Source organism: Sphingopyxis sp. LARHCG72, assembly GCF_052871675.1.
On record NZ_JBIXJU010000001.1, the window covers coordinates 780,423 to 792,222 of the forward strand.

9 protein-coding genes are annotated in these 11,800 nt (G+C 65.0%); 4 read left to right on the forward strand and 5 right to left on the reverse strand.

Annotated elements, in window-relative coordinates; all coding sequences use genetic code 11:
- Positions 1 to 43 precede the first annotated feature (43 nt).
- Both ACIPPQ_RS03785 and ACIPPQ_RS03790 read left to right on the forward strand, forming a co-directional pair.
- On the forward strand, positions 44 to 397 hold the full coding sequence (locus ACIPPQ_RS03785; protein ID WP_446542860.1) for a winged helix-turn-helix transcriptional regulator: 354 nt from the start codon (positions 44 to 46) through the stop codon (positions 395 to 397).
- Positions 398 to 521: 124 nt separating this feature from the next.
- The gene (locus tag ACIPPQ_RS03790; RefSeq protein WP_446542861.1) at positions 522 to 1,535 is read left to right on the forward strand and encodes a formylglycine-generating enzyme family protein; all 1,014 of its coding nucleotides are present in this window, start codon (positions 522 to 524) and stop codon (positions 1,533 to 1,535) included.
- A 579-nt stretch (positions 1,536 to 2,114) separates the two neighbouring features.
- Here the strand turns inward: ACIPPQ_RS03790 and ACIPPQ_RS03795 are convergent.
- Positions 2,115 to 2,945, reverse strand: coding sequence for a 23S rRNA (adenine(2030)-N(6))-methyltransferase RlmJ (locus tag ACIPPQ_RS03795; RefSeq protein WP_446542862.1), 831 nt, complete (start codon positions 2,943 to 2,945; stop codon positions 2,115 to 2,117).
- A gap of 422 nt (positions 2,946 to 3,367) precedes the next feature.
- Between ACIPPQ_RS03795 and ACIPPQ_RS03800 the strand changes: the two genes are divergently transcribed.
- Positions 3,368 to 3,685 (forward strand): 2Fe-2S iron-sulfur cluster-binding protein, encoded by a 318-nt coding sequence (locus ACIPPQ_RS03800; RefSeq protein ID WP_446542863.1) that lies wholly within the window; start codon positions 3,368 to 3,370, stop codon positions 3,683 to 3,685.
- A gap of 297 nt (positions 3,686 to 3,982) precedes the next feature.
- On the opposite strand, the gene guaA is transcribed toward ACIPPQ_RS03800, so the two are convergent.
- On the reverse strand, positions 3,983 to 5,569 hold the full coding sequence (guaA, locus tag ACIPPQ_RS03805) for a glutamine-hydrolyzing GMP synthase (protein WP_446542864.1): 1,587 nt from the start codon (positions 5,567 to 5,569) through the stop codon (positions 3,983 to 3,985).
- Between the two features lie 195 nt (positions 5,570 to 5,764).
- On the opposite strand from guaA, the gene ACIPPQ_RS03810 reads away from it, so the two are divergent.
- Positions 5,765 to 8,221: a TonB-dependent receptor plug domain-containing protein gene (locus ACIPPQ_RS03810; RefSeq protein WP_446542865.1), complete on the forward strand. Its 2,457-nt coding sequence runs from the start codon at positions 5,765 to 5,767 to the stop codon at positions 8,219 to 8,221.
- Here the strand turns inward: ACIPPQ_RS03810 and ACIPPQ_RS03815 are convergent.
- The 3 genes from ACIPPQ_RS03815 to ACIPPQ_RS03825 all read right to left on the reverse strand — a co-directional run bounded on the left by ACIPPQ_RS03815 (position 8,218) and on the right by ACIPPQ_RS03825 (position 11,724).
- Entirely contained in the window at positions 8,218 to 9,270 is a 1,053-nt protein-coding gene (locus ACIPPQ_RS03815; protein ID WP_446542866.1) for a glycosyltransferase family 4 protein, read from the reverse strand. The genes ACIPPQ_RS03810 and ACIPPQ_RS03815 overlap by 4 nt on opposite strands.
- Positions 9,267 to 10,139, reverse strand: a complete 873-nt coding sequence (locus tag ACIPPQ_RS03820) for a UDP-2,3-diacylglucosamine diphosphatase (protein ID WP_446542867.1) — start codon at positions 10,137 to 10,139, stop codon at positions 9,267 to 9,269. Before ACIPPQ_RS03820 ends, ACIPPQ_RS03815 begins: the two co-directional genes overlap by 4 nt.
- 151 nt (positions 10,140 to 10,290) lie before the next feature.
- Entirely contained in the window at positions 10,291 to 11,724 is a 1,434-nt protein-coding gene (locus ACIPPQ_RS03825) for an aldehyde dehydrogenase family protein (RefSeq protein WP_446542868.1), read from the reverse strand.
- Positions 11,725 to 11,800: the final 76 nt, after the last annotated feature.

Consider the following 11,800-nt stretch of genomic DNA (forward strand, 5'->3'; position numbering starts at 1 on the left):
TCGCGACGTAAATTAGGTACCTTTTTGTAACCATGAGGCCCCGATGAAAGATCTGGTTTCGCGCTGTCCGATCGAGGAGGTGATGCAGGTGCTGAGCGGCCGCTGGCCGACCTTGCTCCTTTATTATCTCAGCGACGGGACCAAAAGATTCAGCGACTTGCGCCGCGACAATCCAACGATCTCGCACAAGATGCTGACGCTCGAACTGCGCAAGCTCGAGGATGCGGGGATCGTCCAGCGTACGGAGTTCGACGGCTATCCGCGGCGCGTCGAATATGACCTCACCCCCGACGGCGAACGGCTCGTGCCGCTGATCGATGCACTGGGCGATTGGTGGGACGCGACGGCGGGCGGGGCCGATGCCGTCGCGGCCGTCGCCGCCGCGGGCGATGGCTGAAATCGCCCGGCAGCGGCGTGCCGCCGGCCGGGGAACGACCGCACTTGCCCATTGACCTGTCGCCGGATGGCGTTCAGCCCCGGGTAGCCTGATGGCCGTTGCCACGGCCCCCGTGGAGAAAATGATGACCCGTTCGACCCTGTTTCCGATTCTCGGTGTCGCGCTGCTCGGCCTTGTGTCGGCGTGCAGCGATGGGGATGCTGCCAAGGAAACCGCGGCCGCCGCGGCGACGCCGCGCAAATGCCCCGCGATCGGGGACACGCCGGTCAAGCTTGCGGGCGGCACCTTCGCAATGGGCGAAGACGATGTTTACGCCGAGGAAGGCCCGGTCCGCGAAACGACCGTCGCGGGTTTCTGGATCGATCCGCACGAGGTCACGAACCGCCAGTTCGCCGATTTCGTCAAGGCGACCGGCTATGTCACCGTCGCCGAAAAGCCCGTCGACCCGAAGCAGTTCCAGGTGCCCGTGGAGCAGATCCCGGCCGATATGCTGAAGGCGGGGTCGGCGGTGTTCACCCCGCCCGATTTCCCGTCGAACAACTATTCCGACTGGTGGAAATATGTGCCCGGCGCCAACTGGAAAAAGCCCTATGGCCCGACCGGCGCCGACAGGATCGCGAACGAGCCCGTCGTCCACCTCGCGTGGGACGATATGGTCGCTTATGCCAAATGGGTGGGCGGGCGCATTCCGACGGAAGCCGAATGGGAATATGCTGCGAGCGCGGGCAAGCGGTCGAAGAATGTCCAGCCGGAGGAAGCAAACAGCTGGCAGGGCGCCTTCCCGAATTACAATGCCGAAAGCGACGGGTTCAAGGGCGTGTCGCCCGTCGGCTGCTACAAGCCCAACGCGAACGGGCTGTACGACATGGTCGGCAATGTCTGGGAAGTGACCACCGACTTCTTCAAGCCCGGCCACAACCCCGACGACAAGGATAACCCGAAGGGTCCGGACGAGAATAACGCCTATGACCCGCTGAACCCCGGAATGCCGTCGCGCACGGTCAAGGGCGGCAGCTATTTGTGCGCCCCCAATTATTGCCAGCGCTACCGCCCCGCATCGCGGCAGGGCCGCGACCCCGGCCTTGGCACCAGCAATGTCGGCTTCCGCCTCGTCTACGATCAGGCACCTAATTGGTAACAGCGGCAGGCGATTGCGGTGACGCCTCGGCGGCGAGATGGGAATCGATCGTCGCGTACACAGTCGGTGGGCTGCAATATTCCTTTGCTCGCCAATGCCGCCATCTCGGCGGCGCCAAGGCCAAGCCAGGTCGCGATGACCTCGTTTGTCTGCTCGCCCGACAGGGGTGCCGGCTGGTCGGGCGGAGCCGCCAGGTTGCGATAATGTGCCGCAGCGCGTTCCGATATGACGGGTTCGGCGAGGTAGGGGTGTCGATCGCTGCGAAAGCAGTCGCGCTCCGCGCAATAGGCGAAGCCGGGCTGGAGCGCGCGCGCGATGCCCGGCGGGCCGATCCCCGGTCATATCCTCGACGATTATTGAAGCGGAGAGGTGTGGCAGGCGATCGCACCGCTCCATTATCTCAACGAACGCGCGAGCAGCATCTACGCGAGGACGAACGAAATCCAGCGCGGGATATTGGCGAAGGCGGAACTGGGGATTTGATCCCCGTAATCGCGAACCCGTCCTTCCGGTGGGCGTCAAGGACTGTGCGGGAAGCGGACGATTGCATCACCGTCGCCCCTGCGAAGGCGATATATTCTAATCGCCCAACCAATCGGTTGTAATCTTCCCCCTATGCCCCTCGGGCGCCAGCGCCGCGCGCAGCGCTTCCAGCAGAGGCGGCAGCGCCTGCGTGAAGGCGTAGGGCGGGTTGACGATAAAAAGGCCCGCGCCGTTATAGATGTCGGGCTGGTCGCGATCGTACAACCAATGCTCAACGTTCAACATTTTCGGGATGCCAAGATTGCGGAGTTGCCCTTTCCAGCGCGCATGCGTGGCGCGGTCTTTCAGCGGATACCAGACCACCGTCACGCCATGCGCCCATTTGCGGTGCGCCGCGGCGAGGGTGGCGGTGATACGGGCGCGTTCATCGGCCTGCTCGTACGGCGGGTCGACCACCACGACGCCGCGCGCGGTGCGGGGCGGCAGCATCGCCAGCCAAAGCTCGTAGGCGTCGCGCTGATGCACGGCGGCGGAAGTGCCGCGCATCGCGCCGCGCAGGGCATAGACGTCGTCGGGATGTTTCTCGTTCAGGATCAGAAAATCCTGCGGGCGCAGAAGCTGCGCCAAAAATCGCGGCGATCCGGGGTAGAGACGCGGCTCTTCCCCGGCATTTACCGCCCGCACGGCGGCGCGATAGTCGTCCAGCAAGCGGTTTGTGTCCGCAAAGGCGCGCACGACGCCCTGTACAGCCTCACCGGTGCGCCTCGCCTCGTCGCCGCCAAGGTCGTACAGCCCGCAGCCGGCATGGGTGTCGATCAGGGTCAGCGCACCCGGTTTTTGCTGCAAGGCCCGCACGAGGGCGATCAGCAGGCTGTGCTTTACGACATCGGCGCTGTTGCCGGCATGGAAGCTATGGCGATAATTCATTGTAATTCGGAATCCCGGCGATGTGCCCTTATACGAACGGCTGGGCGCTAAAGCCCAGCGCGAGGCGCTGAAGGCAACCAATCCGGTGCCCGTATAGAGTCGGGCGGAATCCTTCAAACCATTCTGCGCAAGGCCTCAAGGCCGATGGACGATCGGGCTGATCGGACGCAACCTCACCAACAAGCTGGTCGTTACGGCAGCGAACGATATTCCGTTCGCGGGTGGGACGGGTACCGGGACCGCGGGGACGGGCGTTCTCGCCGACATGTCGGCCTTCGTCGACAATCCCCGCGAAATCTATGTCGAAGTGGGCTTCAAATTCTGATCGAGCGAGCGCGTAAGCGGGCAGGTCCGCCGGTTACGGCGGATCTCGCCCCGCCGCGTTTGCATGTCTTTCGGTGCCGGAAAAAGCAGGGAAATATATGGCCAGGCTGATTGTGGTGACGCGCGACGGGGCCGAGCATGATATCGAGGGCGACACCAGCCTGACCGTGATGGAAAATATCCGCGACGCGGGCTTCGACGAGCTGCTGGCGCTTTGCGGCGGTTGCTGTTCGTGCGCGACTTGCCACGTCCATGTCGAGGACGGCGACAAGCGGGCGATGCCGGCGATGAGCGAGGACGAGAACGACCTCCTGGATTCGACGACGGATCGCGACGACAATTCGCGCCTGTCGTGCCAGATCCGGTTCAGCGACGCGCTCGACGGCCTCCGCGTGCGGATCGCGGCCGAGGACTGAAGGGTTTTTCGTCCATCGGCCAGATCATGTCCGCTGCCCTCAAGCGCCATGGGGCCATTCGCGGCAGGCGCCCCGCGACTGCCGACGGCTTCTGGAGCTACGTGACGACGCCGTATGACCTCGTCTCGCTCGAGTCCGGGGTCATCATCGGGAAACGCCCCGGTTGCGCGGGCAATACTGGGCCCGCGAGAGATGGCTTGAATCAAGTTGTGAAATTGCTGCCGCTTTTTCGATCCAATTGGCGTAACCTGGTCGAGCAATCGAAGTGCTCATTCCAATTTTAGCCGATCGATACGGTCACTCCCACTCGATCGTGCCCGGCGGCTTCGACGTATAGTCGTACACCACGCGGTTGATGCCCTGTACCTCGTTGATGATGCGCGTCGCGCAGCGGCTGAGGAAGCTTGCGTCGAATGGATAGATGTCGGCGGTCATGCCGTCGGTCGAGGTCACGGCGCGCAGCGCGCAGACATGGTCATAGGTGCGCCCGTCGCCCATCACGCCGACGGTCTTGACGGGAAGCAGCACGGCGAACGCCTGCCAGATCGCGTCATAGAGGCCGGCATTGCGGATTTCTTCCAGATAGACCGCGTCGGCCTTGCGCAGGATGTCGCAGCGCTCCTTCGACACTTCGCCGGGGATGCGGATCGCGAGGCCGGGGCCGGGGAAGGGGTGGCGCCCGACGAAAATGTCGGGCAGGCCGAGCTCCTTGCCGAGCAGGCGGACTTCGTCCTTGAACAGCTCGCGCAGCGGCTCGACGAGCTTCATGTTCATCCGCTCGGGGAGGCCGCCGACATTGTGGTGGCTCTTGATCGTCACGCTCGGTCCGCCGGTGAACGAAACCGATTCAATCACGTCGGGGTAGAGCGTGCCCTGCGCGAGGAAATCGGCGCCGCCGATCTTCTTCGCCTCTTCCTCGAAGACGTTGATGAATTCGGCGCCGATGAACTTGCGCTTCTTCTCGGGGTCGGTGACCCCGGCGAGGCCGCTCATGAAACGCTCCTCGGCGTCAACGACGACGAGCGGAATATTATAATGGTCGCGGAACAGGCGTTCGACCTGTTCGCGCTCGTTCATGCGGAGCAGCCCGTGGTCGACGAAGACGCAGGTGAGCTGTTCGCCGATCGCCTCGTGGATCAGTACCGCGGCGACCGCACTGTCGACGCCGCCCGACAGGCCGCACAGCACGCGCTGGTCGCCGACCTGTGCGCGGATTTCGGCGATCTTCGTGGCGCGGAATTCTGCCATCGTCCAGTCGCCCGAGCAGCCGCAGACATGGCGGACGAAATTGGCGATCAGCTTGGCGCCGTCGGGGGTGTGGACGACTTCGGGGTGGAACTGCGTGCCGTAATAGCGGCGCTCGTCGTCGGCGATCAGCGCGAAGGGCGCGCCGTCGCTGATCGCGACGATGCGGAAGCCGGGGGCGAACTTTGTGACGCGGTCGCCGTGGCTCATCCACACCTGATGGCGTTCGCTGACCTCCCACAGGCCGTCGAACAGCACGCAGGGTTCGGTGACGGTCAGGAAGGCGCGGCCGAATTCGCCGTCGCGCTCGCCATCGGCGCCCCCGGGTTCGACCTGCCCGCCGAGCTGCTGGCTCATCACCTGCTGGCCGTAGCAGATACCGAGGATGGGGAGGCCGCTGTCGAACACCGATTGCGGCGCGCGCGGGCTGCCGCTCGCGGGGACCGAGGCGGGCGAGCCCGACAGGATCACGCCCTTCGGCTGCATCCGTTCGAGCGCGGCTTCGGCCGCGCTGAACGGGACGATCTCGCTATACACCCCGGCTTCGCGGACGCGGCGGGCGATGAGCTGGGTCACCTGCGATCCGAAGTCGATGATCAGGATGGATTCGGGCGGAGCGGAAGAGTCTGGAGTCGGCATGGGTGGCCGATAAGGGCGAAGGCCCATGCTGTCCAGCGGTCGATATCGGGCGCCCGTCGAACAGCGATAGCCCCGACACATTGTTGCGACAATTGCGACATAAATGAACGCCGAACAAAGGGCGGCGTCAGCGGGCGTTAAGCGCCGTCATGCAAAGAAAAAACCAAGACAGAAAAGAAACAAAGGCTTTCCCCGATGAATAATGTCCGCCTGCCCCTTTCCGCACGTGCCGCGCTGCTTGCCGCCGGGGCGTCGCTCGCGCTGCCCGCGATGGCGCAGGCGCCGATCGGCCAGCCCGTCGCCGGCGCCGTGGCCGAACAACCGGCCGAATCCGTTCCCGCCGCGCCCGAAACGGTCGAGGACGCCTATGACGATTATAGCGAGGACGAAATCATCGTCACCGCCCCGCGCCTCGCGGGGCAGCTCGACACCGACATCAAGGCCGAGGCCGAACTCGATGAAGCGGCGATCGCGAGCTATGGCGTGTCGAACGTGTCCGAACTGCTCGATGCGCTCGCGCCGCAGACGCGCTCGGGTCGCGGACGTGGTGGCGGCCGGCCGATCATCCTCGTGAACGGCCGCCGCATCGGCGGCTTCGGCGAAGTGCGCAACCTGCCTCCCGAGGCGATCGCGAAGGTCGAGGTTTTCCCCGAAGAGGTCGCGCTGCAATATGGCTATTCGGCCGACGAACGCGTCGTCAACATGGTGCTCAAGCCCAATTTCCGCCAGATCGCGGTCGAGGGCGAGGGCGGCATCCCGACGCAGGGCGGCCGTTTCCAGAGCGAGATCGAACCGAGCTTCCTGATGATCGGCGAAAACGGCCGGCTGAACGTCAACGCGGGCTGGGAACACAAGACGATGCTGCTCGAAAGCGAGCGCGACCTCGTCTACGACGATCCCGCGCAGGCGGCCGAGGCGCCCGCGCGCAGCCTGCTGTCGGCATCCGACCAGTATCTGATCGACGCGACGATCCAGCGTAGCCTCAACAAGGTGACCGACGCATCGGTCAACGTGCGCTTCGACCAGACCGACAGCCTCTCGCTGCTCGGCCCCGGCGTTGGCGGGGTTTCCGATCCGCTCGAACGCGACAGCCGCAGCCGCAACCTCACCACCACCGCGAGCGTCAACGGCATGCTCGGTGACTGGCGCTGGTCGGTGTCGGGCAATTATGCCGACGCCGATCAACTGACCTTTACCGACCGCATCAGCGGCGCGCGCGACCGGTTCGAGAGCAGCCAGCAGACTTTCGGCGGCAACGCCAACCTGTCGGGCACGGTGACGGAGGGTTGGGCAGGGCCGATCCGCCTGTCGATGACGGGAAGCTATTCGGGGCTGCGTTTCGACAGCCGTTCCGAAAACAGCAATGGCATCACCAACACCGACCTTGCCCGCGACCTCCCGGGGGTTTTCGGCTCGCTGACCGTGCCGCTGCTCGACCCCGAATATGAGGTCGGCAACATCGGCCGCGTGTCGCTGACGCTGAGCGGACAGGTGCAGAATCCCAGCGATTTTTCGGCGCTCAAGAGCTGGGGTGCCAACCTCAACTGGGGTGTGACCGACAATCTGTCGCTAATCGCGAGCTTCAACCAGGACGAGGCGGCGCCCGGCATCCAGCAGCTCGGCGCCGCGCCGCTGGTGACCGACGGCGTCACCTATTACGACATCCGGACCGGCCAGACGGTTCAGATCACGACGACGACGGGCGGCAATCCCTTCCTGCTCGCCGAACAGCGCCGCGACCTCAAGCTCGGGCTCAACTGGTCGCCGCCGATGGTCGAGGGGCTGAATGTCTCGGTCAATTACAACCGCAACAAAAGCTATGACACGACGAACAGCTTCCCGTTGCTGACGCCCGAGATCGAGGCGGCATTCCCCGACCGCGTGATACGCGATCCGAACGGCGTGCTGCTCGCGATCGACCAGCGGCCGGTCAATTTCGACCGCGCCGAAAATTCGCAGATCCGCTGGGGGCTCAACTTCGGCAAGAGCTTTGGCCAGCAGCAACAGCGCGGTCCCGGCGCGGGCGGCCCCGGTGGCGCGCCGGGGGGCGAAAGCGCACGTCCGGGTGGCCGCCAGGGTGGTGGCGCCGATCGTCCGCGCGGCGGCGGCGGTGGCCCGCGCATGGGCGGCGGCCGCGGGCAGGGCGGTCCCGGCGGCATGTTCGGCGGGCCGCAGGGCGGGCGCTGGCAGGTCTCGCTCTATCATACGATCAAGCTGACCGACACGGTGCTGATCCGTCCCGGCGTCCCCGAACTCGACATGCTCAACGGGTCGGCGACGGGCAGCAACGGCGGCAGCAACCGGCATTTGTTCGAACTCGACGGCGGGCTGTTCAACAAGGGCATGGGGGTGCGGCTCAGCGCCAAATATGACAGCGGCAGCACGGTGACCGGCAGCACCGCGGGCGACCTCAAGTTCGGCGATCTTGCGACGTTCAACCTTCGCTTCTTCGTCGACCTGAACCAGAAGCCGAAGCTGACCGAGAAGCTGCCTTTCCTGAAGGGATCGCGCGTGCGCCTTGCGGTCGACAATATCTTCGACGCGCAGCGCAAGATCACCAATGCGAACGGTGTCGTGCCGCTCAACTACCAGCCTGGCTATATCGACCCCCTCGGCCGCTATATCGAGCTGGAGTGGCGCAAGACCTTCTAGGCTGCGAGGCTTGCCGCGCCGCTGGGCGCGCCGGGCGCGGGCTCCGACGGGACGAACGTCAGCGCCTTCGCGAACTGCGCGGTGCAGCTCGACCAGCTGTAGCGCGCGCCGAGCGCCGCGGCGTCGGCGCGGTCGCACGTCAGCGCCACGTCGATCGCGCGGCCGAGGTCTTCATCGAGCGCCCCGGCGCCGTCGGTCACGATGTCGCCGGGGCCGGGCACCGGAAAGGCCGCGACGGGGGTGCCGCAACTGAGCGCCTCGATCACCACGAGGCCGAAGGTGTCGGTGCGGCTCGGGAAAACGAAGACATCGGCGCCCGCGTAGGCCGCGGCGAGCGTTTCGCCGCCGAGCTTGCCGAGGAAAAGTGCCTGCGGATGCTGCGCTTTCAGCTCGGCGAGCGCGGGTCCGTCACCGACGATGATCTTCGTGCCCGGCCGGTCGCAGCCGAGGAACGCGCCGATATTCTTCTCGACCGCGACACGGCCGACATAGAGCTGGATCGGTCGCGGCAGGCCATCATAGGCCGGGTGGGCCGCACGGTCGGGGCGGAATAGCGCGTGGTCGACCCCGCGTTCCCACATCATCGTCTGGCCAAGGCCTTGTTCGGCGAGCTCGCGCGCGAGGCTGCGCGTCGCGACCATGATGTGCCGCGCCGGGCGGTGGAACCAGCGGATGAAACGCCAGACGACATCGGGCGAGATCGGGAAACGCGCCGCGACATATTCGGGAAAGCGCGTGTGATAGGCGGTGGTGAAGGGAAAACCGTTCTTCAGGCACCAGCGCCGCGCCGCAAGTCCGAGCGGACCCTCGGTCGAAATATGGATCGCTTGCGGGGAAAAAGCGCGGATATGCCGCCCGACCTTGCGCCATCCGGCAAAGGCGAGGCGGATTTCGGGATAGGAAGGACAGGGGACCGAACGGAACAGGTCGGGCGAGACGACCCCGACCTCATGGCCTGCGCCGCGCAATTCGCCGATCGTCGCCTGCAACGTGCGCACGACGCCGTTGATCTGGGGCTCCCACGCGTCGGTGACGATGAGGATCCTCATGCGGCCGCCGACAGCGCGAGTTTCGTAGGGGCGCTGCGCGCCGCGACCTCTTCGGCCCAGTGCAATATTTCCATCGTGCCATCGTGGTGCTCGACGAGCGCGGTGCAGCCTTCGACCCAGTCGCCGTCGTTATAATATTCGGTGCCCTCGATCTCACGCATCTCGGCGCTATGGATATGGCCGCACACGACCCCGTCGACCCCGCGCGAGCGCGCGGCGTGCGCGACGACTTCTTCATAGCGGCCGATGAACTGGACGGCGTTCTTGACCTTGTGCTTGGCGACCATCGACAGCGACCAATAGGGCAGGCCGAACTTGCTGCGCACCGCGTTGACGACGACGTTGCACTTCATCAGCGCGGTGTAAGCGGCGTCGCCGACGAAGGCGAGCCAGCGGTGCGCGAGCATCACCGCGTCGAACTCGTCGCCGTGGACGACGAGCAGTTTGCGCCCGTCGGCGGTCTCGTGGATCGCCTCGCGGCGGATCTCGACCCCGCCGAAATCGAAGCCGTCGAACGGCTTCACCATCTCGTCATGGTTGCCGGGGACATAGACGACGCGCGTGCCGCGCTTCGCGCGCTTCAGCACGCGCCACACGACGTCATTATGTTCGGGGGGCCAGAAATGACGTTTCTTGAGCCGCCAGCCGTCGATGATATCACCAACGAGGTAGAGCGTCTCGCAATCGACATGGTCGAAAAAGTCGATCAGCATCGCGGCGTTGCAGCCGCGCGTGCCGAGGTGGATGTCGCTGACCCACACGCTGCGATAGCTCCGCCGCTCGCCGATCAGCCGTTCGGGAACGTGCGGATCGGTCGTGAAGGGGTCGGGAAAGCGGGCGGGGATCGGCAGGGTCGAAATCGATGCCATGTCACACTCCGGAAACAGCCTTTAGCTGTCCCCGGCGTAGACAGGAGTTTTGTTACAGCGTGCGATTCAAACTCGCGACAGTATGAAGAAAGTTCGAAGACGCTTTGGTGACGTTGCCTATTTGACACATATCGGGTTAACCATGATCCAATCAGGTTCGCCGGATCACCAAATTCCTGATTTCGCTCATATCTTCGATCGCGAAGCGCACGCCCTCGCGGCCGAGGCCCGAATCTTTCACCCCGCCGTAAGGCATATTGTCGACGCGATAGGACGACACGTCATTGACGACGACACCGCCGACGTCGAGATGATCCCACGCCTCGAGCACTTTGTGGATATCGCTGGTGAACAGGCCCGCCTGCAGCCCGAACTTGCTGTCGTTGACCTCGGCGAGCGCCTCGTCCCATTTCGCGAATTTGGACAGGATGACGACGGGGCCGAAGGCTTCCTCGCGCACGACGTCGGTGTCGCCAGGGACGTTTTCGAGCAGCGCGGCTTCGAGCATATTGCCCTCGCACCCGCCGCCCGCGAGCAGCGTCGCGCCCGCAGCAACTGCATCGTCGATCCAGCCTTTCAGGCGCTGCGCTTCCTTGACCGAGATCATCGGGCCGATGAACGTATCGCGCAGCTTCGGATCGCCCGATTTCAGCGTCTTGACCTTCGCGGCGAGCATGTCGCGGAAGCGGTCGTAGATATCCTCGTGAATGATCACGCGCTGGACGTGGATGCAGCTCTGGCCCGACTGGTAATAGCCGCCGAAGATGATCCGCGCGAGCGCATGGTCGAGGTCGGCGTCCTTGTCGACGACGACCGCGGCGTTGCCGCCGAGTTCGAGCACGACCTTCTTCTTGCCGGCCTTCGCCTTGAGGTCCCAACCGACGCCCGGCGAGCCGGTGAAGGACAGCAGTTTCAGCCGTTCGTCGGTGGTGAACAGGTCGGCGCCCGCGCGCGTCGCAGGCAGGATGCTGAACGCGCCCTCGGGCAGGATATCGCATTCGGCGAGCACCTCGCCCATGATGATCGCCCCGAGCGGCGTCAGCGACGCGGGCTTCATCACGAAGGGGCAGCCGATCGCGATCGCGGGGGCGATCTTGTGCGCGGCGAGGTTCAGCGGGAAGTTGAACGGCGAGATGAAGCTGCACGGCCCGATCGGCACGCGCTTCCACATCCCCATATAGCCCTTGGCGCGCGCCGAGATGTCGAGTGGCTGGACCTCACCATAGTTGCGGGTCGCTTCCTCGGCGGCGATGCGAAAGGTGTCGATCAGGCGCGTGACTTCGCCTTCGCTGTCGGCGATCGGCTTGCCCGCCTCGACGCACAGTGCATAGGCCAGTTCGTCGAACCGTTCCTGAAAGCGCGTCACGCAGTGCAACAGCACATCGCGCTTCTCGAAACTCGCGAGCCGCGCCATCGGTTCGGCGGCGCGGACGGCGCCCGCGATCGCCTCGTCGATGATGTCCGGGGTCGCCAGCGCTGTGCGGAATGCGATCTCGCCGGTGAACTTGTCGATCACCTCGAGGTCGGTGTTCGGCTGCACCGCCTTGTTGTTGAGGTAGAGTGGGTAGACGTCCTTGAGTTTCATGCGGCCGGTCTCCGTATCCCGGCGAAGGCCGAGACCCAGTGCGGGATATAGGTCCCCGGCTTTCGCCGGGGTAGGG

Excerpts from the sequence above, each read along its gene's own strand:
- ACIPPQ_RS03810 (WP_446542865.1), top strand. The coding sequence starts at position 5,765 with ATGAATAATGTCCGCCTGCCCCTTTCCGCACGTGCCGCGCTGCTTGCC.
- guaA (WP_446542864.1), bottom strand. The coding sequence starts at position 5,569 with ATGCCGACTCCAGACTCTTCCGCTCCGCCCGAATCCATCCTGATCATC.
- ACIPPQ_RS03820 (WP_446542867.1), bottom strand. The coding sequence starts at position 10,139 with ATGGCATCGATTTCGACCCTGCCGATCCCCGCCCGCTTTCCCGACCCC.
- ACIPPQ_RS03815 (WP_446542866.1), bottom strand. The coding sequence starts at position 9,270 with ATGAGGATCCTCATCGTCACCGACGCGTGGGAGCCCCAGATCAACGGC.
- ACIPPQ_RS03790 (WP_446542861.1), top strand. The coding sequence starts at position 522 with ATGACCCGTTCGACCCTGTTTCCGATTCTCGGTGTCGCGCTGCTCGGC.
- ACIPPQ_RS03785 (WP_446542860.1), top strand. The coding sequence starts at position 44 with ATGAAAGATCTGGTTTCGCGCTGTCCGATCGAGGAGGTGATGCAGGTG.
- ACIPPQ_RS03825 (WP_446542868.1), bottom strand. The coding sequence starts at position 11,724 with ATGAAACTCAAGGACGTCTACCCACTCTACCTCAACAACAAGGCGGTG.
- ACIPPQ_RS03800 (WP_446542863.1), top strand. The coding sequence starts at position 3,368 with ATGGCCAGGCTGATTGTGGTGACGCGCGACGGGGCCGAGCATGATATC.
- ACIPPQ_RS03795 (WP_446542862.1), bottom strand. The coding sequence starts at position 2,945 with ATGAATTATCGCCATAGCTTCCATGCCGGCAACAGCGCCGATGTCGTA.